The organism is Thermobifida alba (assembly GCF_023208015.1).
Classification (GTDB): Bacteria; Actinomycetota; Actinomycetes; order Streptosporangiales; family Streptosporangiaceae; genus Thermobifida; species Thermobifida alba.
In genome coordinates this window covers 1,053,411-1,077,189 of record NZ_CP051627.1, presented here as the reverse complement: position 1 = coordinate 1,077,189, position 23,779 = coordinate 1,053,411, and the positions used below count along the sequence as shown (strand labels likewise).

Here is a 23,779-nt window from a genome sequence, read left to right as displayed (position 1 = left end):
GCACGGGACCTTCCCGGCCCCGGCGGCCTGCGCCCGCTCAGCTCCGCAGACCGCGCCAGGCGGTCGTGCCCCCGTCGACGGGGAAGATCCCGCCGGTGACGAACGAGGCGTCGTCGGAGGCCAGGAAACACACCACCTTGGCGACCTCCTCGGCCCTGCCGAACCGGGGGATCAGGTGCGCCCCCGTCATCGAGCGCAGCCGCTCCTCGCGGTCCGGCGCCGCCTCCAGGTGCGCCCGGCTCATCGGCGTCTCGATGGACCCGGGGCAGTAGGCGTTGCAGCGCACCTCGGGGGAGAGCGCGATGGCGGTGGAGCGGGTGAGCTGGATGACCGCGCCCTTGCTCGACGCGTAGGCGGGGGTGGCGTAGCCGGTCATGCCCGCGACCGAGGCCGCGTTCACCACCGACGGGCCGCGCTCGGAGGCCCGCAGGTGGGGCGCCGCGAACTTGGTGGCCAGCCAGACCGCCTTGACGTTGACGGCGTAGACCCGGTCCCAGGCCTCCTCCGGCAGCTCCTCCAGCGTGGGCGTGTCGGTGAACGCCGAGTCCAGCACCCCGGCGTTGTTGACGAGGGTGTCCAGTCCCCCTCCGGCCGCCACGGCCTCCTCCACCATCCGCCGCACCTGCGCGGCGTCGGACAGGTCGACCACGGCCGCGTGGGAGCGGGCCCCGTGCTCCGCGACGGCCGCCGCGGTCTCGGCGGCCGCGGCGGCGTCGATGTCGGCGACGGTGACGCAGGCCGCGCCCTGCCGGGCCGCCTCCAGGGCGATCGCCCGCCCCATGCCGTGGCCTGCTCCGGTGACCAGGACCCTCTTGTCGGTCAGCATCCGGCGGTGTCCTTTCCAGACGTGTGCGGGGCGGTGTCGCACCAGGTGACGAGCGCGTCGAGGGCCTCGATGCGCTCCCCCGCGACACGCAGCGGGTTGATCTCCAAAGACTCCAGTCGGGGGCCGAGCTCCTCGGCGAGCCGCCCCACGGCGCTGACCGTCTCGGCCAGTGCGTCGACGTCGGCGCCCGGGCGGCCCCGCACCCCGCGCAGCAGCGCCGCGCCGCGCAGGCTCTGCAGCATCGACCGGGCGCGGCCGGGGGAGACCGGCAGCGGGGTGAGCGCGACGTCGTCGAGGACCTCCACGAGGACGCCCCCCAGGCCGACGGCCAGCATCAGCCCCCAGTCGGGGTCGCGGGTCACCCCGACGAGCAGTTCCAGGCCGTCCGGACGCATCGGGGAGACCAGGACCCCGTCCAGGCGGGCCTCGGGGGCCTTGGCCGCGCACGCCGCGACGATCTCCTCGTAGGCCTCGGCTGCCGCCGCGGCGTCCACGCCCAGCCGCACACCGCCCACGTCGCTCTTGTGCGGAAGGTCGGCGGAGACGATCTTCATGGCCACCGGGCCGCCGAAGCGGCCGGCCGCGGCCCGCGCCTCCGCCGCGGAGCGGACGTGCTGTGCGGGGACCACGGGGATGCCCGCGTCCTCCAGCAGGGCGCGCGCCTGGACCTCGGAGAGCGGGACGGGGTCGACGTCGCGGAGGCGCACCCGGCCGCGCTGCTCCTCCCCGGCGATCCGTTCGCGTTCCAGCGACCAGCGCGCCACCCGGGCCAGGGCGTCGATGCCCAGGTGCAGGCCGGGCACGACGTGGGTCAGTCCCCCCTGGTCGAGGACGGCGCGGGCCTGTGCGCCGATCGGCTGGGTCACCTGGGTGAGGTAGAGGACCGGGGCGGTGGAGCGCGCTGCGCCCGCGCCGATGGCGTCGACGTACTTCTGGCCGTAGAAGGGCTCGCCGTCCTCGCGCCAGGGCAGGCTGTTGACCGCGACCACCACGCCGACACCGGGGTCCTGTCCCACCGCGGCGACCGTCTCCTCCCACAGGGAGGGGTCGAGGATGGCCGCCCCGGTGATGTCGAGCGGGTTCTGCACGTGCCCGTAGGAGGGCATGACCGCCCGGATCCGCTCGGTGGTGGCCGGCGACAGCTCCGGCAGTGCGGCCCCGGCGTCCTGGGCGAGGTCGGCGAGGATGTCGCAGGCGCCGCCGGAGATGGAGACCACGCCCACCCCCGGGCGGGCCAGCGGGCCGGTGTGCGCCGCCACCCCGGCGGTGACCAGCATCGACTCGATGGTGTCGACCCTGATGACCCCGTGGCGGGCGAACACCGCGTCGATGACGCGGTCGTCGCCGACGAGGGCGCCGGTGTGCGAGGCGGCCGCGCGGGCGGCCAGTTCGCTGCGCCCCGCCTTGAGCACGACGACGGCCTTGCCCGCCGCGGCGGCGCGGCGGGCCGCGGCGGCGAACACCTCGGGCTGGCGGACTCCCTCCATGAACACCGCGATGGCGCGGGTCTGCTCATCGTCGACGAGGTAGTCGACCAGGTGTCCGACGGTGATCATCGCCTCGTTGCCGACGGTGATCACGTGGGACAGGCCCACCCCGGACAGCGCCGCGAAGTCCTTCATCGCGCCGCAGCTGGCGCCGCTCTGCGAGATGAGGGCGACGTGGCCGGGGACGGTCGGCGGGTCGGCGAGCACCATCGCGGGCACGCCCGCGGCGACGTTGGTGAAGCCGAGGACGTTGGGGCCGAGCAGCAGCAGGTCGAGTTCGGCGGCCAGGTCGACCAGCTGCTGCTGGCGGCGCCGCCCCTCCTCGCCCGCCTCGGCGAAGCCGGAGCTGAGCACCAGTGCGCCGCGCGCCCCGGCCGCGGCGGCGTCGCGCAGGGCCTCCCCCACCGCGGCCGCGGGCACCATGACGAAGACCAGGTCGACGGGGCGGCCGATGTCCTGGCAGCTGGCGTGGGCGCGGCGGCCGTGCACCCGCTCGGCCCTGCGGTTGACCAGGTAGGTCGCCTCCTCGTGGCCGGCCGCCACGAGGTTGCGGTACAGCAGCGCCGAGAAGGTCGACTTGTCGCTGGCGCCGACGAGGGCGAAGGAGCGCGGCCGGAAGAACTCCCGCAGCCGCTGGGGGGTCACCATGGCGTTCCTCAGCTCTCCGTTCCGATGCGCCGCCCGGCCTCCAGCAGGGCGACGGGGGTGGCGTAGCGGCCCGAGGTGTAGGGGGAGGGCCGGCTCGCCCCGGTCAGTCCGGCGTCCACCGGCAGCACGACGCCGGTGACGAAGGCGGCGTCGTCACTGGCCAGGTAGAGGGCTCCGGCCGCGACGTCGGCGGGCTGGATGGGGCGCCCCATGAGGGCGGTGCGGCCCAGCGCCTCCTCGGCTCCGGCGAGGTCGGTCGCGTCGTCGGCGACGACCCCCGCGGTCATGGGGGAGACCACGGCCCCGGGGATGATCGTGTTGACGCGGATGCCGTGCTGGCGCAGTTCGGCCGCGACCGAGTTGGACAGGCCGATGACCGCGGCCTTGACGGCGCTGTAGATGTGCGGTCCGATGCCGCCCAGCACGCCCGCGGGGCTGGAGGTGGACAGGATGACGCCGCTGCGCCGGGGCTTCATGACCCGGGCGGCGTGCTTCATCCCGCAGATGACGCCGCGCAGGTTCACCGCGATGGTGAGGTCGGCGTCGCTCATCCGGGTGGCGTCGATGGGGCCGAGCGCGCCCATGATCCCGGCGTTGTTGAACATCACGTCGAGTTGGCCGAAGCGGTCGACCGCGGTGTCGACGAGCGCGGCGACGTCCTCCTCGCGGCTGACGTCGGTGCGCACGAACAGTGCGCGCTCGCCCAGCTCCGCGGCCAGGGCGCGGCCGGCGTCGTCCTGGATGTCGGCGATCACGACGCTGGCCCCCTCGGCGTGGAAGCGCCGCGCGGTGGCCTCGCCGATTCCGCTGGCGCCGCCGGTGACGGCCGCGACGCGCCCGGTCAGGCGTTGGGTCATCGTCTCCTCGTTCCCTGTCGTGCCCTTCGCGTCCTTCAGGAGCCGACGGCGATGGACATGGTCTCCAGGTAGGCCCGGAAGCCCTCGGGGCCCATCTCGCGGCCGATGCCGGACTCCTTGAACCCGCCGAAGGGGGAGCCGAAGGCCTGGGGGCGGCCGTTGAGGCTGACCATGCCGGTGCGCATGCGGCGGGCGACGGCCAGGGCGCGTTCCTCGTCGTTGCTCCACACCGAGCCGGACAGGCCGTAGACGGAGTCGTTGGCGATGGCGACGGCCTCGTCGTCGCCGTCGTAGTCGATGACGGCGAGCACGGGGCCGAAGATCTCCTCCTGGGCCACGCGCATCGAGTTGTGGACGTCGGCGAGCAGGGTGGGGGCGACGAAGTGGCCTCCGGCCAGTTCCGGGGGCAGGTGGGGGCGCTCGCCGCCGACGACGACGCGGGCTCCCTCGGTGCGGCCGGTGGCGATGTAGCCCTCGACGCGCTCCTGCTGGCGCCGGCTGACCATGGGGCCGATCATCGTGGCGGGGTCGAGCGGGTCGCCGATCCGCTGGGCGGCGATGGCCTGGGCGAACGCGTCGATGAACTCGTCCCTGCGGGAGCGGGGCACCAGCAGCCGGGTCTGGGCGATGCAGGCCTGGCCGTTGACCATGAACGCCATCGGCAGCAGGGCGGGGACGACCTTGTCGACGTCGGCGTCGTCGAGGATGATCGCGGCGGACTTGCCGCCCAGTTCCAGGGTGACGCGGGCGACGCGGGCGGCGCAGGCGGCCATGATCTTCTTGCCCGCGGCGGAGCTGCCGGTGAAGGCGACCTTGTCGACTCCGGGGTGGTTGACGAGGTGGGCGCCCTCCTCCCGGTCGGCGGGGACGATGTTGAGCACGCCCTCGGGCAGGCCCGCCTCACTCAGGGCGTCGGCGAGGTTGTAGGCCGACAGCGGCGTCTCGGGCGGCGGCTTGAGGATGACCGAGCAGCCCGCGGCGAGCGCGGGGGCGACCTTGAGGGTGGGGGTGCTCAGCGGCCCGTTCCAGGGGGTGACGGCGGCGACGACGCCGACGGGGACCTGGGTGACGAGGCTGGTGTTGCTCCCGTCGCCGCGGCGCTCGTCGTAGTCGAAGTCCTTGGCCAGGTCGGCGTAGTAGCGCAGGTTGCGGAGGGGGTTGGGGACGTGGGCGCGCTCGCTGAACCAGATGGGGCAGCCGAGTTCGGAGGTGATGAGCCGGGCGAGCTCGGGGGCGCGGGCCTCCAGCAGGTCGGCGGCCCGGTGCAGGACGGCGGAGCGCTCCTCGGGCGGGGCGTCGGCCCACACCCCGGAGTCGAAGGAGGCGCGGGCGGCCTCGACCGCGGCGTCGATGTCCGCGGTCGAGGCCAGGGCGGCGCTTCCGACGCGGGCTCCGGTGGCCGGGTTGCGGACCTCGATCTGCCGGGTCTGGCTGCCGGCGGTCCAGCGCCCGCCGATGAACAGTTCGGGACGTTCCGTCAGGGACACGGCGCCCTCCCCTCTCTCCGTCGCTCGGGGCGACTCCCCACGTTCATTTAATGATGATAATTATGAGAATGATAATAATCACATTTGCCGGGTGGGGTCAAGGAAGTTCCGCGGCCCTGCCCCGCCGAGGACGAGGAGACCGGCCATGACCGCCACCGACCCGCACGCCGTGGAGGACCTGCTGAACCGTGTGCGGCGGCTCGAAGAGATGGAGACCGCCCGCAACCACCTGCACCGCTACGCCGAGACCCTGGACGACCCCACCCCCGAGGCGGTGGCCGCCCTGTTCACCGAGGACGGCGTGCTGCGCACCCGGCGCGGCGACGCCGTGGGGCGGCGCGGGATCGCGGAGTTCTACCGCCGGCTCCTGCAGCTCGACCCCGCGGAGAAGCGGCACTTCATCACCTCCCCCAAGACCACCTGGCTGGCGCCGGGCCTGGTGGAGGTCTCCTCCTACTTCCTCTTCACCGGCCGCGGCGCCGACCGTTCGGCCATCGGCTGGGGCACCTACCTCGACCGCATCCGCGTCACCGGCGACGAGGCGCTCATCGCCGAGAAGACCATCACCATGCACGTCGGCACCGACCTGGACGCGGGCTGGCCCGCCTGAGCCCCGGCTGTCCGGGGCCGCGCGGCGCGGCCCCGGACAGCCTTCTCCCTTTCTCTCCACGAAGGTCTGCACGACGCTCACAGCATCCGCTGGAGTCCGCTGATGCACTCGGCGCACTCGGCGGCCATCCCGGCGACGATCTCGGCGGTGGGCCGCAGCTCCGCGAAGGAGCCCACGACCTGCCCGACGAAGAACGACTCCAGGGCTCGGGCGCCCGGCGAGCCCGCCCGCGCCGCCGCGTCGATGCGCTGCCAGGCGTCCTTGGCCAGCATCATCTGCAGCGGCATGCCCAGCGGCTCCGGGGCTCCGGGACGCTCCCACTCGTCGTGCCAGGCGCTGCGCAGCTGGCGGGCGGGCTTGCCGGTGCGGGTGCGCGACCGCACCGTGTCGGTGCTGGCCGCGGCCTGGAACTTCCGTTTGACGTGCTCGGGGGTGATGTCCTCGACGCTGTTGAGCCACACCGACCCGCACCACACGCCCGCGGCGCCCAGCGCCAGCGCGGCGGCCATCTGCCGCCCCGAGGCGATCCCGCCCGCCGCCAGCACCGGGGTGTCCCCGGCGATCCGCACGACCTCGGGGGTCAGCACCATGGTGGCGACGGCCCCGGTGTGCCCTCCCGCCTCCGTTCCCTGGGCGACCAGCAGGTCCACCCCGGCCTCCAGCTGCCGGACGGCGTGCCGGGCGTTGCCGACCAGCGCGGCCGACACCACGCCCGCCCTGCGGGCGCGCTCCACCAGTGACGGCGGCGGCGGACCGAGCGCGTTGGCCACCAGGGAGATGTCGTGGGAGAAGGCGACGTCCAGCAGCGCCTCCACCCCCGTCGGGGCGATGCCCGCCACCTGGCCGTCGGCCGCGCCGAACCCCCGGGACAGGTCGCCGGGGTCCACCCCGTACTTCTCCAGCAGGCCCCGGACGAACTCGATGTGCTCGGCGGGGATCTGCGCGCGCAGCTCCGCCGCCAGGGCCTCGGGGTCCCGGTCCGACGTCGCGGCGGGGACCAGCAGGTCCACCCCGTAGGGGCGCCCCCGCACCTGCTCCTCGATCCAGGTGAGCTGGGCGTCGAGCTCCTCGGGGCGGTAGGCGGTGGCCGCCAGCACCCCGAAGCCGCCCGCCTTCGACACCTCGGCGACCACGGCCGGGGAGCGGCTGAACCCGACCAGGGGAAGGTCGACGCCGAGCAGCTCGGTCAGCGCGGTCCGCATCTACCGCTCCTTCTTCCGTGCCGCGCGCTCCTCGCGGGGCAGTCCCAGGCCGCGCGCGATGATGGCGCGCTGGATGTCGTTGGTGCCGCCGCCGATGACGAACATCGGCGAGGTGCGCAGCGCCCGTTCGAACCCCCCGCCCCCGGGCACGCCGGGCACCTGCGCGCCCAGCGCGGCTTCCGGTCCCAGCAGTTCCAGCACGCCCTGGCCGAAGTCCTCGGCGAGTTCCCCGCCGAGCACCCCCGCCATCGGGGCGGCCAGGTCCGAGGCCCCGCCCCCGGCCATGGCCCGGGTGGCCTCCAGCACCAGGGCGCGGGCGGCCTGCAGCCGGGCGGCCAGCGACTCCAGCCGGTCGCGTTTGGCGGAGCCGTCCGCGCCGAGCAGCCGCTCGGGGTCGGTGCGCAGGTGCTCCAGCAGGTCGTCGAGCTGGCGCAGCAGCGTGGCGGCGACCCCGCCCATGACGACGCGCTCGGCGGCCAGGGCGTCGGTGATCACCCGCCAGCCGCCGTTGACCTCGCCGACCCGCATGCTGTCGGGCACCCGCACGTCGTCGTAGAAGACGGTGCAGGAGACCTCGCCGGACAGCGCGGTGTGCTGCTGGACGGTGATGCCGGGGGTGTCCATCGGCACCAGGAAGATCGTGATGCCCGCGTGGCGCGGCACCGCGTCGGGGTCGGTGCGCACCGCCAGCCACACGTGGCTGGCGGTGTGCGCCCTGGTGGTCCAGGACTTCTGGCCGTTGATGACCCAGTGGTCGCCGTCGCGCACTGCCCGGGTGCGCAGGGACGCCAGGTCCGAGCCCGCCTCCGGTTCGCTGTAGCCCAGGCAGAAGCGCAGCTGGCCGCGCCGGATCAGCGGCAGGAACTCCGCCTGCTGCTCGGGGGTGCCGTGCCGCAGGATCGAGTGCCCCAGCAGCATGGTGGCGCTCATCGCGCGGTCGACCGGGCCGCGCGCGTACTTCATCTCCTCGTTGAGGACGGCCTGCTCGGCGACTCCGGCCTGCCGGCCGCCCGCCTCCTGCGGCCAGCCGAGGCTGAACAGTCCGTGTTCGGCCATCGCCGCGCGCAGCCCCTCCTGGTCGTGCCCCTCCCGGCCGTGCTCGTCGACGAGGCGGTGCTCGGCGAGCAGGGCGCGCACCTCGGCGCGGAACCGCTCGGCGGCCTCGCCGAGGTGGAAGGACGGCAGCGACCGGCCCTGCTCCACCAGGGCGCGGCTGATCCGCACGGCGTGGCGGGCGTGGGCGTGCAGCCGGACCACGTCGGCGTGCACCCGGCGGAACAGCCAGGCGGCCTCGTGCTCCTCGAAGAACCCGATCGCGCCCAGGGTGTGCTGCGCCCCGAACATGACGGACGTGGCCGTGTCGCCGATGTGGCGCACGGCCAGCGCCGCGGCCAGCGGCCACTCCCCGCTTCCCGCCAGGCCGTGGCCGACCGCGTCTCCGACGAGCGCGTTGGCCGCGGCCGTCTCGATGTGGCAGGCGGCGACCCGCTGCTGCACCGCGCCGAAGCCGCCGATGACGCGGCCGAACTGCTCCCGCGTGGTGGCGTGGGCGACGGCCAGCTCGTGGCCGCGCTCGGCCGCCGCGAGCGCCCGCACCGCCAGTCCCAGGGTCCACACCGCCAGGGCGTCGGTGACCGCCGCGGGATCGGCCGCCACCTCGGTCTCCGTCGCGCCGGCACGCACCCGCGACCAGGCGGGCACCGCCAGTCCGGGGGTGGGCTCGGTCCGGCTGATCGGCGCCAGCCGCACCCGCCCGCCGGCCGGGTGGACCAGCAGGAGGTGGGTGGCCTGCGGGGCGGCCTCGCAGTGGTCGGCCGTGTCGGTGTCGGGGTCGTCGACGACGGCCACGATCGGGCGCAGCTGTCCGGAGGCGACCTGTGCGCCGCGGTCGGCGTCGAGCAGCAGTCCGGCGACGTAGGCGTCGACGAGCGGCAGCGGGCAGGCCCGCGCGCCGAGTTCGCGGACCGCGGCGACGAGGAAGTCCAGGGCCCGTTCGGAGGCGAGTTCGAACCATCCCTGCTCGGCCGCGGTCCGCCACAGTCCGGCGAGGTCGCCGTGGGGCGCGGCGGTGGCGTCGCCCCACCGGTCGTCGAGGACGGCGGCGACGGTGCGGCCGAAGTCCTCGGCCTCAGCGCGGATTCCGGTAGACACGTGCCCCTCTTTACTGAACGATTGCCGTATACAAACCTGATAATGAACGGTAGCTGTTCAGTAAGTCAACCCCCGCGAGATGTACGAGTCTGGAGCCCATGAACATGTCCTCACCCAGGGACCGAGGAGGTCGCCCCCGCGACCCGGAGGTGGACCGGCGCATCATCGCCGCCGCCCTGCAGGTCTTCGGCCTGTCCGGCTGGTCGGGATTCAGCATGGAGGCCGTGGCGCGGACCGCCGGAGTCGGCAAGGCCTCGCTGTACCTGCGCTGGACCAGCAAGGCGGACCTGCTCACCGAGGCGGTGGCCAGCAGGTTCGCCCCCATCGCCGAGATCGACAACGGCGACGTCCGCACCGACCTGGTGGAGTTCGCCGACCTGCTGATGGACCTGTTCTGCGGCCCCGACGGGATGGCCGCGCGGCGCATGGCGGTGGAGTCGCGCATCATCCCCGACATCACCGAACGCTGGAGCCGGGTGCGCGAGTCGCAGATCCGCACGAGCCGGGCGATCGTCAAACGGGCGCTGGCCCGCGGCGAACTGAGCCCGCACACACCCGTGTCGGTGCTGCTCGACGCCCTGCACGGCGCGGTGGTCAACTACTCGACCGCCGCTCCCGACCACGTCCGCTCCGACGCCGCGGCCCGCCGCCGCTACGCCCGGCGCCTGGTCGACTTCCTGCTCGCCGCACTGCGCGCCCACACCGCCGAGCAGCGGGCCGCCGACACCGCACCGAGCATGGACAGCACCCCGATTTAGTGATAATCAAAACACTTGATTTGGGTATGTTGTCGGCGTCTCGGGAGGACCCATGGCCGCACAGGGCCGCTTGACGGACAAGGTCGCGCTGATCACCGGAGCCGGATCGGGCTTCGGCCGCGCCAGCGCCCTGCGTTTCGCCGCGGAGGGCGCCCGGGTCGCCTGCGTCGACCTCGACGCGGACGCGGCCCGCCGGGTCGCCGAGCAGATCAGCGAGGCCGGCGGCACCGCCATCGCCCTGGCCGCCGACGTCTCCGCCGCCGCCGACGCCGAACGGATGACCGAGGAGACCCTCGCCCGCTTCGACCGGATCGACGTCGTCTTCGCCAACGCGGGCATCCCCGGCTCCGGCGACGCCGCCGACACCACCGAGGAGGAGTGGGACCGGGTCATCGCCGTCAACCTCAAGGGCGTCTGGCTGACCTCCCGGTACGCGCTGCCGCACATGGTGGAGCGCCGCAGCGGCGTCATCATCAACCAGGCCAGCGTCGGCGGCCTCATCGGCATCCCCGGCATCTTCCCCTACGCCGCCGCCAAGGGCGGCGTCGTCTCCATCACCCGGCAGATGGCCGCCGCCTACGCCCCCGACAACATCCGCGTCAACGCGATCTGCCCGGGCGGGGTCTACACCCCGCTGGTGGAGCGCTCCCGGCAGAAGCGCGGCCTGACCGCGGCCACCGTGGCGGAGGCCAACGCCGCCGCCGCACGCCACTACCCGCTCGGCCGCCTCGGCACGGTCGAGGACATCGCCTCCCTCGCCCTCTTCCTCGCCAGCGACGAGGCCGACTGGATCACCGGGGGCATCTACACCGTCGACGGCGGCCGCAGCGCGGTCGGCACCCTCCCCACGCACTGACCCCGAAAGCCTTCCTCCTCCATCCCCCGCGTCCCCGGACGTCCCCCCGTCCGGGGGCCCACCGCTCCCCCGCCGACCGGTGCGCCGACACTCCCGCGACGCGGGGGAGCCGCCGCGGCTCCCGGGGCAACCTCGGTGCAACCCTGCCGGACCTAGCGTGATGCCCGTCACTTTCCGGGCGCGGCGGGCCCTCGGGAAACCCCCTTCCCCGTTTCCCGGCCACGGCCCGCCCCCCCACTCCGCCCTCCGGTAGGAACGAGGAGCACCATCGTGAAAGCCGCCGTGGTCACCAGCTTCACCGAGCCGCTGCGCGTCGAGGAACGCGACGTCCCCGCCGTCGGCCCCGAACAGGTCCTGGTCCGCATCGAGACCTCCGGCCTGTGCCACACCGACATCCACGCCGCCCGGGGCGACTGGCCCGTCAAACCGTCCCTGCCGTTCGTCCCCGGCCACGAGGGCATCGGCCTCGTGGCGGCCAAGGGCGACCTGGTCGACCACCTCAGGATCGGCGACCGGGTCGCCATCGCCTGGCTGGCCCAGGCCTGCGGCCGCTGCGACCACTGCGTCAGCGGCTGGGAGACCCTCTGCGAGGCCCAGCAGAACAGCGGCTACTCCGTGGACGGCGCCTACGCCGAATACGCCCTCGCCCACGGCGAGTACGTGGTGCGGGTCCCCGACGGCGTCGACCCGCTGGACGCCGCCCCGCTCGCCTGCGCCGGCGTGACCACCTACAAGGCCGTCAAGGTCTCCGGCGCCCGCCCCGGCACCCGGGTCCTGGTCTCCGGCATCGGCGGTCTCGGCCACCTGGCCCTGCAGTACGCCCGCGTCTTCGGCGCCGAGACGATCGCCGTGGACGTCACCGACGCCAAACTCGCCCTCGCCGAGGAACTGGGCGCCGACCACGTCATCGACGCCCGCACCAGCGACGTCGCCGCCGTGGCCCGGCACCTGGGCGGGGTCGACGCCGCCATCGCCCTGGCCGTCAACAACACCGCCGTGCGCGCCGCCTACGACTCGCTGCGCCGCGGCGGCTCCCTGGTCCTGGTGGCGCTGCCCGAGGACGGGCGGCTGGAGATCCCGGTGTTCGACCACGTGCTGGGCGGCAAGAAGGTCATCGGCTCGATCGTGGGCACCCGGGAGGACCTCGCCGAGGTCTTCCGCATCCACCAGCGCGGCGCCACCCGCGTGATCCGCGAGACCCGCCGCCTGGACGAGGTCAACGCCTGCTTCGAGCAGGTCCTCTCCGGAGAGGTCACCGCGCGCCTCGTCTTCGACCTGCGCTAGCCCCGGCGGGGCGGGAGCCCCGGGCCGCCCGACACGGCCGACCGCGGCCGCGCCCGCCCCGCGCCGGTCCGCCGCACAACGACGGCGGACCGGGTCGGGGGGTGAGGGGCTCGGGGGCGGAGCGTGCCGCCCCCGAGCCCCTCACCCCCCGACCTGGTCGAGGTAGGTCTGGATCGGGACGAGACCGTGCCAGAGCTGGTCGAAGTACGCGGCGTAGTAGCTCAGGAAGGTCGGGTCCTTGACGCTGAAGCCGTTCAGCTTCTGCCGCGAGCCCCCGGAGAACGCCAGGAACGCGGTGCTGTCGTCGATCAGGGCCATGTTCTGCCCGTCGGCCCCGGTCGGCCAGCGCAGGATGGTCACCTCGTAGTTGAGCAGACCGGCGGTCTCCGCGTGGTGGTCGCGGACCCAGTCGAGCATGACGGGGTCGGGGGTCCCGGCGATCTCCGGGACCCCGATGATGCGCCGCACGGTCCTCTCGCTGTCCTCGTCCACGGCGGCGCGCGCCCAGTCCAGGATGGCGGCGAAGTACTCCGCGGAGGCCGCCGAGATGTAGTGGGTGGGCGGGTGGCGGCGGATGTAGGTCACCCGGATCTCGGAACGGGCGCCGCGGACCTCCCGGGCCACCGCCCGGTAGAACTCCGGGTTGCTGCGGTACCAGACCACGGGCAGGAGGGCCCCGCCCGACGGCGCGGAGACGGCGCGCCGGGTGCGGCGGATCTCGTCGAGGAGCAGGTGGGTCTCCTCCCACAGGCCCTTCCACTGCCCGGGGGAGCTCCCGCAGGCCCGGACCAGGTTCGACAGCAGCTCCCAGTTCGGGAACCGGCGCCCGTTGAGGATGTCGGAGACCGTGGTGCGCCCGCACCCCATCTGCCTGGCCAGGCTCTCCTCGGTCGGCTGCCCCGCCCGCAGACGCAACTCCCGCAGCCGTTTGGCGAAGTCCAACTGCGGTTGGGGAAACGGTCCGGGAGGTGTGGGCACGCGAACCTCGCAGAACACGGAGCGGCGGACGGCGGGGTCTTCCATTGTCTCCTTTTTCCTGCCTCTGTCACCCCGTTCCGTCCTTTTCCTCCGCTGCCTCCTCTCTTCACCGCCCGGTGCCGCAAAAACGGACATTCCACATCGCTGCCGTTCATCATCGAAGCACCCCGGCACGAAAGGAGGCCGGAATGTAGCACGGTCCCGCCGTCGAAGAAGCGCTCCACGAACCGCGGCACCGCCGCGGCCCCCTGCGCCGAACGCCACCACGCGGGGCCGCCGCCTCCGCCGGCTCACCGGAAGCGGAGGCGGCGGCCCCGCACGAACCCTCCAGGAGCAACTCCCGTGTCCGCACTCCCCACACGGCCTCCCGAGGCCCCCAGGAGGCCCTCCCCGGCCTGGCTGCTCGTCGTCCTGGCAGCCGGCCTCGCCCCGACCGCGCTGGGAGCCGACCCGCTCGTGGTCCTCACCGTCGTGACCACGGCGGCCTCCCTGATCCCGAAAGGAGCCGATACCGTGCAGCTGCTGACGTGCCCGCACTGCGGGCGGACCACCCCGCACACCGAACTGTCGGTCCTGCCGACCTTCGACTGCACCGGACAGGTCCTCGTCGTCTACACCACCTACCGCTGCCACCACTGCGGCCGGCAGCACCGCACCCGGACCACCCCCTGAACCGGCACCGGGCGGCGCTCCCCAGCCCCGGGGTGCCGCCCCGCGTGACCGGCGGGCCTTCTCTCTCCTCGCCGCACATGCGGCGATCTTGTCCCCAATGCCATTTCGGCGGCTTTCGGTGCCTCTGGGGACAAGACCGCGGCGGGCTACTCCTCGTCGGTCAGCAGCCGGGAGCGGATGAGGAACCGCACCCCCTCGGGGGCCTCCACCGAGAAACCGCTGCCCCGCCCCTCGACCACGTCGATGGTCAGGTGGGTGTGCCGCCAGTAGGCGAACTGCGCCTTCGACATCCACACCCCGACCGGCCGCTCCAGCCCGTCGACCCGCAGGTCCCCCAGGTGCACGTCGGAGGCTCCGAGGCGGAACTCCCCCTCGGGGTAGCACATCGGCGAACTGCCGTCGCAGCACCCGCCGGACTGGTGGAACATCAGCGGACCGTGCCGTTCGGTGAGGCGGACCAGCAGCTCGGCCGCCGCGGCGGTCAGCGCCACGCGCTCGACCCGGTGCGCGGCCACGGCTAGAACAGCCCCAGCGCGCTGTCGGAGTAGCTGACCAGCAGGTTCTTGGTCTGCTGGTAGTGCTGCAGCATCATGTGGTGGGTCTCCCTGCCGATGCCCGACTGCTTGTAGCCGCCGAAGGCCGCGTGCGCCGGGTAGTTGTGGTAATGGTTCACCCAGACCCGGCCGGCCTGGATGTCGCGGCCCGCCCGGTAGGCGGTGGTGCCGCTGCGCGACCACACGCCCGCCCCCAGCCCGTACAGGGTGTCGTTGGCGATCGCGATCGCGTCGGCGTAGTCGGTGAACCGGGTCACCGAGACCACGGGGCCGAAGATCTCCTCCTGGAAGATCCGCATCCCGTTGTGCCCCTCGAAGATCGTCGGCGCCACGTAGTAGCCGCCCGCCAGCTCGCCCCCGTGCTCCAGGCGCTCCCCGCCGAGCAGGACCTTCGCCCCCTCCTTCCGGCCGATGTCGATGTAGGACAGGATCTTCTCCAGCTGGTCGTTGCTGGCCTGCGCGCCGATCATCGTCTCGGTGTCCAGCGGGTTGCCCGTCCTGATCCCCCGGGTCCGCTCCACCGCGTCAGCCAGGAAGTCGTCGTAGATGTCGGCCTGCACCAGCGCCCGCGACGGGCAGGTGCACACCTCCCCGGAGTTCAACGCGAACAGCGCGAACCCCTCCAGCGCCTTGTCGTAGAACGCGTCGCGCTCGGCCGCCACGTCGGCGAAGAAGATGTTGGGGCTCTTGCCGCCCAGCTCCAGCGTCACCGGGATCAGGTTCTCGCTGGCGTACTGCATGATCAGCCGCCCCGTGGTGGTCTCACCGGTGAAGGCGACCTTGCGGACACCGCTGTGCTGCGCCAGCGGCTTGCCCGCCTCCGCGCCGAACCCGTTGACCACGTTGAGCACGCCCGCCGGCAGCAGGTCGGCGACCAGCTCCACCAGCAGGTGGATGGACGCGGGCGTCTGCTCGGCCGGTTTGAGCACCACGGCGTTGCCCGCGGCCAGCGCCGGAGCGAGCTTCCACGCCGCCATGAGCAGCGGGAAGTTCCACGGGATGATCTGCCCGACCACGCCCAGCGGCTCGTTGAAGTGGTAGGCCACGGTGTCGTCGTCGATCTGGGAGGTGCGGCCCTCCTGGGCGCGGATCGCCCCCGCGAAGTAGCGGAAGTGGTCCACGACCAGCGGCAGGTCGGCGGCGAGGGTCTCCCGCACCGGCTTGCCGTTCTCCCAGGTCTCGGCGACCGCCAGCCGCTCCAGGTTGGCCTCGACCCGGTCGGCGATGCGGTTGAGCACCAGCGCGCGCTCCGCGGGCGAGGTGCGCCCCCACGCCGGGGCGGCCTTCTGCGCGGCGGCCACCGCCCGGTCCACGTCCTCGGCGGTGCCCCGCGCGACCTCGGTGAACGGACGCCCGGTGACGGGGGTGACGTCGACGAAGTACTCCCCCTTGACCGGCGGCACGTACTCGCCGCCGATGAAGTGGTCGTACCGTCCCCGGTAATCGACGATGCTGCCGGTCGTGCCCGGCGCCGCATAGACGGTCACTGCCGCTTCCCTCCTACAGACACGAGCGAAATGTGTGCTGCGCCACACTAGAAGCGGGAGCGTTGCAGTCCCGTTGCATCCGGCCCCGCCCGACCGGACGGACCACCGTGGCCCAGGTCACCCCGACGATCCGGCGGTCCACCACCGTCCCCCGGACGCCTCGACCCCGGAAGGGGCTTGCCCTCCCGGGGTTTTGCGGTCATGATCCGCAGCATGGCCGCCAGACACCCCCCGCCTGGCCGCCCGCACGCCACGACCGCTTCACCCATCGGACGGTGACGACGTGTCCGTTTCTTCCGGGTCCCCCTTCCGGCAGGGCCGCGCACGGGCACCGCGGCCGCCCTCCCTCCGCGCGCTGCACCGCGCCCACGACGACGTGCTCAGCGGCAACCGCGCCGGCCCCGACCTGCGCTCCGTGGTGTCCGCGTCCTGGGACCGCTCCCTGCGCGCCAGGGTCGACCCCGAGGGCAGCGCCCCTCCCCTGGTCTACGACCGCGACGAACTGCACGAGGTCCGCTCCAGCCACCCGCTGGCCGCCGTGGTGCCGACCCTGCGCCGCATCCTGGACGCCGCGGTGGACGCCTCCGCCCAACTGCTCATCGTCACCGACGCCGACGGCCGCATCCTGTGGCGCGAGGGCTCCGCCCAGGTGCGCGGCGCGGCCGACCGGGTGCTGCTCACCGAGGGCACCCAGTGGCGCGAGGACACCATCGGCACCAACGCCATGGGCACCGCGCTGGCCACCGGCCAGCCCGTGCAGATCTACGCCGCCGAACACCTGGTGCGCACCTACCACAGCTGGACCTGCGCGGCCTGCCCGATCACCGACCCCGACACCGGGCGGCTGCTCGGCACCATCGACGTCAGCGGCCAGCAGGACAGCGTGCACCCGGCGATGGTGCAACTGGTGTCGGCCGCCTCCGAACTCGCCGAGAAGGAACTGCGGCTGCGCATGCTGGCCGCCGACCAGGGCCTGCGCGAACGCCGCCTGCCCGACCTGCACCGCCTCGGCGGCCAGCCCGGGGCGCTGCTCAGCGACAGCGGCCGGGTCATCGCCACGCACCGGCGCGAGGACTGCCCCGTCGCCCTGCCCGACCGCGTCGACACCACCGGCGGCACCCGCGTCGACCTGGGCGGCGGCGTGCACGGCACCCTGGAGCCGCTGACCGAGGGATGGCTGCTGCGCCTGCCCCGCCCCAGGGCACGCGCCGCACCCCGGGGCGGCACCCGGCCCCGCGTTGCGGCCACGGCCCCGCCCCGGTCCCGCCCCGCCACGCCGGGAGCGGACGAGCCGCTGGCGCTGCGCCTGCTGGGACCGGACGCCCCCGCGGTCCGCCTGGGCGGCCGACGCGTCCCGGTGTCCCTGCGCCACGCCGAGATCCTGGCCCTGCTGGCGCTGCACCCGGCAGGACGGACCGCCGAGCAGTTGGCGCTGGGGCTCTACGGCGAGCACGGCAACCCCGCCACCGTCCGCGTCGAGATGCACCGGCTGCGCGCCCAGCTCGGCCAGCACGTCCTGCTTCCCCGCCCCTACCGGCTCGCCGCCGCCCCCGACTGCGACCTGCTACTGGTGCGCGACCGGCTGGCCGCGGGCGACGTGCGCGCGGCCCTGGCCGCTTACCGGGGCGAACTGCTGGGCCGCTCGGACGCCCCGGAGATCCGCGCGGTCCGCGACGAGGTCGCGGCCACCCTGCGCACCAGCGTCCTGGAACTCGGCGACAGCGACCTGCTGTGGCAGCTCGCCTGCCTCGACCTGGGCCGCGAGGACGTCGCGGTCCTGGAGGTCCTGGCCGCGTCCCTGCCCCGCACCTCACCCCGCAGGGCCAGCGCGGTGCAGCGGCTCAACGCGCTGCTCGCCTCGGACGGCTAGCACCGACTCCGGCCGGGAGACGGGGGCCGGGAAACGTTGTGGTCCCCGGCCCCCAGCTGTCCACCGTCCGGTTACGGCCCTCTTCCGCCACGCGGGACGCGGCGGGTGAGCGAAACAGGCGGACTACTGCCGTGAAACTGGTCTAGGCTGCCCCTACGGGCAGAAGCCGCCTGCGAAGCTGGTCACGCGGAGATAACGCTCCACAAAACCGCAGGTCATCTTCTGTGAGCCCCACGCACGTGGGGATGGACCGGCGTCGCGGTCGCACAGAACGGCGTACAGCTTGTGAGCCCCACGCACGTGGGGATGGACCGACGTACCTAAGAAGACCTCTTCCTCGGCTTCGCGTGAGCCCCACGCACGTGGGGATGGACCGGCTTATCCCCTTTTCGCAGGTTGCAGGACGGGGTGAGCCCCACGCACGTGGGGATGGACCGCTCACCTGCGCCACCCCCCACGGCCGCGCTTGGTGAGCCCCACGCACGTGGGGATGGACCGGCCCGTGAGCTGGAAGAGGCGCAGAAGTCGGAGTGAGCCCCACGCACGTGGGGATGGACCGGTGGTAGTGCGGCGCCCCGCGCCGCTGGAATTGTGAGCCCCACGCACGTGGGGATGGACCGGACCGAACATGGCCGTGGCAGCGCCGACCAGAGTGAGCCCCACGCACGTGGGGATGGACCCGCCCCAATGCCCGTTTTGTCCCGGTTTCTGGTGTGAGCCCCACGCACGTGGGGATGGACCGCACGGTGCCACGATCGGCGGCAACGAGTCGAAGTGAGCCCCACGCACGTGGGGATGGACCGTCGGCGCGCATGAGGTCCCGGCGCGCCCTGGCGTGAGCCCCACGCACGTGGGGATGGACCAACGTTCCGGCCGTACCTGCCGGGCGCGAGCCGGTGAGCCCCACGCACGTGGGGATGGACCCGCGTCTGAGTGCGTCTGAGCGCGTCTGATGGTGTGAGCCCCACGCACGTGGGGATGGACCGCTGGCCGCACGCACCCTCGCCTACGCCCGCGGCGTGAGCCCCACGCACGTGGGGATGGACCGTCCGGTCGCGTACTTGATGCGGCCGTTCGCGAGTGAGCCCCACGCACGTGGGGATGGACCGGACTTTCGGCAGGCTCTTCCCGGCGTCGGCGCGTGAGCCCCACGCACGTGGGGATGGACCGCCCAGGCGCACGCCTGGGCTGGCTGTTTGTTAGTGAGCCCCACGCACGTGGGGATGGACCGCCCCGTCCCTGACGTACCGACTGGAGAGCGCGGTGAGCCCCACGCACGTGGGGATGGACCGCTGCACGAGGTCGGGCCGGTGGTGTTCCCCGCGTGAGCCCCACGCACGTGGGGATGGACCGCGGGGTCGGCTTTTGAGCGGATGGTCGCGGATGTGAGCCCCACGCACGTGGGGATGGACCGATCAGCCATCAGCTCCGCCAGGGGCGGGGGCTGTGAGCCCCACGCACGTGGGGATGGACCGTCACGTTCAACGCCTCGTCCGGCGGTCCGTGGGTGAGCCCCACGCACGTGGGGATGGACCGGTGATCCACGTCTCTTCCCTCCGTTGGTTACTGTGAGCCCCACGCACGTGGGGATGGACCGCCGCTTAGCCCGGAAGTGAGGGCCGCGGTGCTGTGAGCCCCACGCACGTGGGGATGGACCGGCGTGGGAGCAGCAGCAGTCGCCCCCCACCGAGTGAGCCCCACGCACGTGGGGATGGACCGACCGGTACCGGGGTGGCGGAGGTGGCGGAGGTGTGAGCCCCACGCACGTGGGGATGGACCGGCATCGCCCCCATCGACGACTGCAAGCAGGCCGTGAGCCCCACGCACGTGGGGATGGACCTCCACTGGTCGATGACGTAGCGTTCGGCGACCTGTGAGCCCCACGCACGTGGGGATGGACCGATCCGCGTGCTCAGCTACGACCAGCTCGCGTTGTGAGCCCCACGCACGTGGGGATGGACCGGCTGTCCGTTGGCTCGCACCGGTTTCGCCAAGGTGAGCCCCACGCACGTGGGGATGGACCGCCCCCCCGCCCCCGTGGGGGGTGCGCATCACGTGAGCCCCACGCACGTGGGGATGGACCTCGTCGGGGCGGTACCAGGCGGCGCCCCTGGTCGTGAGCCCCACGCACGTGGGGATGGACCCGACAGGAGATGACCGATGGGGACTGAGACTGAGTGAGCCCCACGCACGTGGGGATGGACCGGCTTCATTTCGTCATATCGACATGCCCAACCGGTGAGCCCCACGCACGTGGGGATGGACCCGCGGAGAGCGGGTGGACGCTGGTGGCGGTGGCGTGAGCCCCACGCACGTGGGGATGGACCGGCGTCGCGCACGGCCTCGCATTCGGGCATCTCGTGAGCCCCACGCACGTGGGGATGGACCGACGCCGACGCGTTGGCCGCGCGCGGGTACACGGTGAGCCCCACGCACGTGGGGATGGACCGGCGTCGCTACCGAGAACGGTTTCCCCCTCGTCGTGAGCCCCACGCACGTGGGGATGGACCTCCGCCCCGGCCGCCCTGTCCAGCTCCGCCGCCGTGAGCCCCACGCACGTGGGGATGGACCGGCGTACAACAACGTCCGGTCGGCGGCGGTCGCGTGAGCCCCACGCACGTGGGGATGGACCGTGCTCCCCGAGGAAATCCGGTACCTGGCCGTCGTGAGCCCCACGCACGTGGGGATGGACCGCCCCCACGTGTGGGCGCACGTGGGGGCTGACAGTGAGCCCCACGCACGTGGGGATGGACCGGCGACGGCTCTGGCTCGTGTGGATGCTGCGCAGTGAGCCCCACGCACGTGGGGATGGACCGGGTTATGCCCAGTTCCTCGGACTGGCCCGCACGTGAGCCCCACGCACGTGGGGATGGACCGTACGCCGAGCGCGGCTTGGATGACTCCGCTCCGTGAGCCCCACGCACGTGGGGATGGACCGGACACCGCCGTGACCCCCGACCTCATCAGACTGTGAGCCCCACGCACGTGGGGATGGACCGCTGAGCATTCCGATGATGAGTCTGGTGCTCATGTGAGCCCCACGCACGTGGGGATGGACCGCCGGCCGCCCCGCCCACGTGCCCCCGCCCCCGACAGCGTGAACCTCACGCACGTGGGGATGGACCTAGGGGTCGGGTGCCCAGAACTCGATCTCGTGGGTGAGCCCCACGCACGTGGGGATGGACCGCTCGACAAACCCGTCCGCCGCCCGGGTAGGACGTGAGCCCCACGCACGTGGGGATGGACCGTCGAGCTTGCGGCATGCGCTCCTTGGCCTCGTGTGAACCCCACGCACGTGGGGAAAGACCGACCGCGGGCAGGCCGTGGGATTTCGGTATCCGGCGAGCGTCACCACACCGTCTGCAACTATCTCGGGGGCGTTCTCGGGGTGTTGTGCGCTACCGTTGGGATTGCACCTTTCTGTAAGGGTGGTGGGGTGGCCGAAGTTCCCGCTTCCGGGGTTTCCCGGTCGCCGACCTTGCGTCGGTCGAGGCCACCCCGTTTTTCATCGGTTCGCCTCTCCCCAGGGAGTGAAGGGCGGCCGGACGGGGTTGAGACCGTCAACCAACTCTCGGACGGTGTCCGACAGCACGTCCCCGGGTTGTGCGGCGCAGAAGCCGCCGACAGCGCGGATCCGCGCACCCGTCTGCCGCCCCCACGCACGTGGGGACAAACCGTCTACTGTGCTGACGACGCACCTCGGACATGACAGCGCCCCCGGGCAGGAAACCCGGGGCGCGAAGAACCAGCGGGGGCGGCAGCTACAGCCGCCCTGCCTTGGCCTCCGCCAGGAACGCCGCCCACGCCCCGGGGGTGAAGTCCAGGTGCCCCAGTTCCCGGTGCTGTGTGTCGCGCACCAGCACCGCACGCGGAGTCTCCGCGACCTCGACGCATTCGCCACCGGTCGAGTTGCTGTAGCTGGACTTGTGCCAGACCAGTTCAGCGCTCATGAGAATTCTCCTTGAATCTGCGCGATCAACTCCCGGGAAGCCGAGGGGGGTAGCGCGGCACCCAGCAAGTCTCTGAACACTCGTGCGTAGTCGCCTATGTCGGTGGTTGCGCTGCTGGAACGCCGTGTCTCCAAGTACAGGATGTCAGGTCGGTCGTGAAGAGAGTACAGCGTGAACGCCTCAGGAAACCCTGGATGATACTCGGTTTCGAAAGGGATGACATGGAGCGAGATGTGCGGTTCCTGCGCCTCTTCCAATAGATGGGCGAGCTGTTCCGCCATGAGGTCGCGCCCGCCGAACGGACGCCGCAGGACCGTCTCCTCGACCGCGACCACCAGTCGCGGAGGGTCCTTCTTCTTGAGGACGGCCTGCCGGTCCATCCGCCCGCGCACCAGACGGGCGATCTCCTCGGCCGGGCTGGTGGGCATCCCCGCCCTCAGGAGGGTGTGGGCGTACCTCTCGGTCTGGAGCAGGCCCGGGATCACGAGCGGCTGATAGGTGCGGATCTCGTATGCGGCCCGCTCCCGCTCGGTGCCGTCCTGGTACCACTCGGGTATCCCCGCGCCCGATGAGGCGTCCCACGAGTCCACCAGTATTCCGCCGGTGCCGAGCACCTTGTCGAGACGTTCCAGGTGTTCCCGTTTGATCCCTCGCGCGCCTCGTTCCATTGCACTCAGCATCGTGGGGGAGACCATGATCTTCTGGGCCACTTCGTGCTGTGAAAGCCCAGCTCGCTCACGGTATCCCCGGATTTGGCGACCGAGTCGCAACCAGCGTTCTTTAACCGCATGCGCCATGGCTGCACATTTCAGCACACGTCAACGACCATTCGCCACCTGGTCACTCTCCCCTTTGCGGAAGGGAGCAGACCCCCTGGCGGCTCAGAAGGTGTGCAGGCATGGTAAAGGTGAACGGCCCCGGCCCGCCTTCCCCCAGTCGGCGATCCTGGCCCCAGGGGCATGGTCGAGCGCTTCTGATGGTCCTGGGGACAAGATCACCGCGGGTTCAGGGATGCCGCGGGCTCAGAGGCGACCGCGTTCTCGGGACTGCCCGTCCGTCCCGTCGTGGACGGTGACCGTGCCGCGCGCCGTCACCGGTTTGCCGTCGAGCAGCGGCGCGAGGAAGGCCAGGGAGGCGCGCAGGTCCTCCACGCCGCCGCCCTCGTGGGCGTTGTAGGGCCACACCAGCATGTCCTTCGGTCCCGCGTAGGCGTTGTGGGCGGCGAACACCGTCGACGGAGGGCAGACCGGGTCCATGAGCCCGACGGTGAACAGCGCGGGCGCGCCGGCCCGGGCCGCGAAGTGCACGCCGTCGATGTAGGACAGCGTCCGCAGCACCGCACCGGCCCTGGTCCGGTGCACCGCGAGGTACCGGGGGATCTCCGCGTAGGGGTGGGCGTCGGTGACGGTGACGGCGCGGTCGATGTGGCAGAGGAACGGCACGCAGGCGACCACCCCGGCCAGGCCGTCGACGAGCCCGGCGGCGGCCAGCGCCAGCCCGCCGCCCTGGGAGCCGCCGACGACCGCCACGCGCGCCGGGTCGACGGCGTCGAACGTCCGCGCGGCCTCCACCGCCCGCACCGCGTCGACGACGAGGCGCCGGTAGTAGTAGGCTGCGGGGTCCTCGATGCCGCGGGTCATGAAGCCGGGGAACGCCGCGGCGCTGCCCACCGGGTCGGGGGTGGCCCCGGCCCGGCTGCCGGCCGCGCCCTGCCCGCGGGCGTCGATGCTCAGGTGCGCGAACCCGGCGCTCGCCCACTCCAGGCCCTCCAGCACGTCGCCGCGGCCGTTGCCGTAGCCGGGGAACTCCACGACCGCGGGCAGCGGGCCGTCGGCTCCCCGCGGGGTCTTCAGCCACGCCCGGACCGGGTGGCCGCCGTAGCCGTTGAAGACGACGTCGTGGACGTCGAGGGTGCGCACCGGGGTGTCCACCTTCGCCACGCGCAGGCCCAGGGGACGGGTGCGGGCCTCGGCTAGCGAGGACTCCCAGAACTCGTCGAAGTCCGCGGGGGCGCCGGTCGCCGCCCGGTACTCCAGGAGGCTGTCCAGTGGGAGGTCGACGTGCATGGTCGCCGTTCCTTTCGGTCGTCCGGCGGCCGTGCC

The 23,779-nt window shown here is 72.8% G+C and carries 18 protein-coding genes and 1 CRISPR repeat array; of the genes, 6 read left to right on the top strand and 12 right to left on the bottom strand.

Annotation, left to right across the window (positions count from 1 at the left end):
- Positions 1-37: 37 nt before the first annotated feature.
- Genes FOF52_RS04870 through FOF52_RS04855 form a run of 4 tightly spaced genes read right to left on the bottom strand, consistent with a single transcriptional unit; the run spans position 38 to position 5,305 of the window.
- Positions 38-826, bottom strand: a complete 789-nt coding sequence (locus tag FOF52_RS04870) for an SDR family NAD(P)-dependent oxidoreductase (protein WP_248592633.1) — start codon at positions 824-826, stop codon at positions 38-40.
- Positions 820-2,961 (bottom strand): acetate--CoA ligase family protein, encoded by a 2,142-nt coding sequence (locus tag FOF52_RS04865; protein ID WP_248592632.1) that lies wholly within the window; start codon positions 2,959-2,961, stop codon positions 820-822. Before FOF52_RS04865 ends, FOF52_RS04870 begins: the two co-directional genes overlap by 7 nt.
- A gap of 8 nt (positions 2,962-2,969) precedes the next feature.
- Positions 2,970-3,818 carry a glucose 1-dehydrogenase gene (locus tag FOF52_RS04860; RefSeq protein WP_248592631.1) on the bottom strand — a complete coding sequence of 283 codons (849 nt, stop codon included), beginning with the start codon at positions 3,816-3,818 and terminating at the stop codon, positions 2,970-2,972.
- Positions 3,819-3,853: 35 nt separating this feature from the next.
- On the bottom strand, positions 3,854-5,305 hold the full coding sequence (locus FOF52_RS04855) for an aldehyde dehydrogenase (RefSeq protein ID WP_248592630.1): 1,452 nt from the start codon (positions 5,303-5,305) through the stop codon (positions 3,854-3,856).
- Positions 5,306-5,450: 145 nt separating this feature from the next.
- On the opposite strand from FOF52_RS04855, the gene FOF52_RS04850 reads away from it, so the two are divergent.
- Positions 5,451-5,915, top strand: a complete 465-nt coding sequence (locus tag FOF52_RS04850; RefSeq protein WP_248592629.1) for a nuclear transport factor 2 family protein — start codon at positions 5,451-5,453, stop codon at positions 5,913-5,915.
- Positions 5,916-5,992: 77 nt separating this feature from the next.
- On the opposite strand, the gene FOF52_RS04845 is transcribed toward FOF52_RS04850, so the two are convergent.
- Together FOF52_RS04845 and FOF52_RS04840 are read right to left on the bottom strand one after the other, a co-directional pair.
- Positions 5,993-7,117 carry an NAD(P)H-dependent flavin oxidoreductase gene (locus FOF52_RS04845; RefSeq protein WP_248592628.1) on the bottom strand — a complete coding sequence of 375 codons (1,125 nt, stop codon included), beginning with the start codon at positions 7,115-7,117 and terminating at the stop codon, positions 5,993-5,995.
- On the bottom strand, positions 7,118-9,268 hold the full coding sequence (locus FOF52_RS04840) for an acyl-CoA dehydrogenase family protein (RefSeq protein WP_248592627.1): 2,151 nt from the start codon (positions 9,266-9,268) through the stop codon (positions 7,118-7,120). It lies immediately after the preceding gene.
- A 104-nt stretch (positions 9,269-9,372) separates the two neighbouring features.
- Here FOF52_RS04840 and FOF52_RS04835 point away from each other — a divergent pair, with 104 nt between their 5' ends.
- From FOF52_RS04835 to adhP, 3 genes are all read left to right on the top strand, one after another.
- On the top strand, positions 9,373-10,026 hold the full coding sequence (locus FOF52_RS04835; protein WP_248592626.1) for a TetR/AcrR family transcriptional regulator: 654 nt from the start codon (positions 9,373-9,375) through the stop codon (positions 10,024-10,026).
- 52 nt (positions 10,027-10,078) lie between these two features.
- A complete protein-coding gene (locus FOF52_RS04830; RefSeq protein ID WP_248592625.1) occupies positions 10,079-10,882 on the top strand; it encodes an SDR family NAD(P)-dependent oxidoreductase in 804 nt (267 codons plus the stop codon).
- A 270-nt stretch (positions 10,883-11,152) separates the two neighbouring features.
- The gene (gene adhP, locus FOF52_RS04825; RefSeq protein ID WP_248592624.1) at positions 11,153-12,166 is read left to right on the top strand and encodes an alcohol dehydrogenase AdhP; all 1,014 of its coding nucleotides are present in this window, start codon (positions 11,153-11,155) and stop codon (positions 12,164-12,166) included.
- A gap of 141 nt (positions 12,167-12,307) precedes the next feature.
- On the opposite strand, the gene FOF52_RS04820 is transcribed toward adhP, so the two are convergent.
- Positions 12,308-13,189 carry a helix-turn-helix domain-containing protein gene (locus FOF52_RS04820; RefSeq protein WP_248592623.1) on the bottom strand — a complete coding sequence of 294 codons (882 nt, stop codon included), beginning with the start codon at positions 13,187-13,189 and terminating at the stop codon, positions 12,308-12,310.
- Positions 13,190-13,486: 297 nt separating this feature from the next.
- Here FOF52_RS04820 and FOF52_RS04815 point away from each other — a divergent pair, with 297 nt between their 5' ends.
- Positions 13,487-13,816, top strand: coding sequence for a hypothetical protein (locus FOF52_RS04815; RefSeq protein ID WP_248592622.1), 330 nt, complete (start codon positions 13,487-13,489; stop codon positions 13,814-13,816).
- Between the two features lie 146 nt (positions 13,817-13,962).
- On the opposite strand, the gene FOF52_RS04810 is transcribed toward FOF52_RS04815, so the two are convergent.
- Both FOF52_RS04810 and exaC read right to left on the bottom strand, forming a co-directional pair.
- A complete protein-coding gene (locus tag FOF52_RS04810; protein WP_248592621.1) occupies positions 13,963-14,331 on the bottom strand; it encodes a DUF779 domain-containing protein in 369 nt (122 codons plus the stop codon).
- A gap of 2 nt (positions 14,332-14,333) precedes the next feature.
- Positions 14,334-15,857, bottom strand: a complete 1,524-nt coding sequence (gene exaC, locus FOF52_RS04805; RefSeq protein ID WP_248592620.1) for an acetaldehyde dehydrogenase ExaC — start codon at positions 15,855-15,857, stop codon at positions 14,334-14,336.
- Positions 15,858-16,140: 283 nt separating this feature from the next.
- Between exaC and FOF52_RS21875 the strand changes: the two genes are divergently transcribed.
- On the top strand, positions 16,141-17,727 hold the full coding sequence (locus FOF52_RS21875) for a helix-turn-helix domain-containing protein (protein WP_282573863.1): 1,587 nt from the start codon (positions 16,141-16,143) through the stop codon (positions 17,725-17,727).
- A gap of 224 nt (positions 17,728-17,951) precedes the next feature.
- Positions 17,952-21,036: direct repeats of the CRISPR family, unit length 29 nt; unit sequence GTGAGCCCCACGCACGTGGGGATGGACCG.
- A gap of 452 nt (positions 21,037-21,488) precedes the next feature.
- Here FOF52_RS21875 and FOF52_RS04795 read toward each other — a convergent pair.
- From FOF52_RS04795 to FOF52_RS04785, 3 genes are all read right to left on the bottom strand, one after another.
- Positions 21,489-21,677, bottom strand: a complete 189-nt coding sequence (locus tag FOF52_RS04795; RefSeq protein ID WP_248592619.1) for a DUF397 domain-containing protein — start codon at positions 21,675-21,677, stop codon at positions 21,489-21,491.
- A complete protein-coding gene (locus FOF52_RS04790) occupies positions 21,674-22,474 on the bottom strand; it encodes a helix-turn-helix domain-containing protein (RefSeq protein ID WP_282573862.1) in 801 nt (266 codons plus the stop codon). The genes FOF52_RS04795 and FOF52_RS04790 overlap by 4 nt, the downstream gene beginning before the upstream one ends.
- 225 nt (positions 22,475-22,699) lie before the next feature.
- Positions 22,700-23,743, bottom strand: a complete 1,044-nt coding sequence (locus FOF52_RS04785) for an acetylxylan esterase (RefSeq protein ID WP_248592617.1) — start codon at positions 23,741-23,743, stop codon at positions 22,700-22,702.
- Between the last annotated feature and the right edge of the window lie 36 nt (positions 23,744-23,779).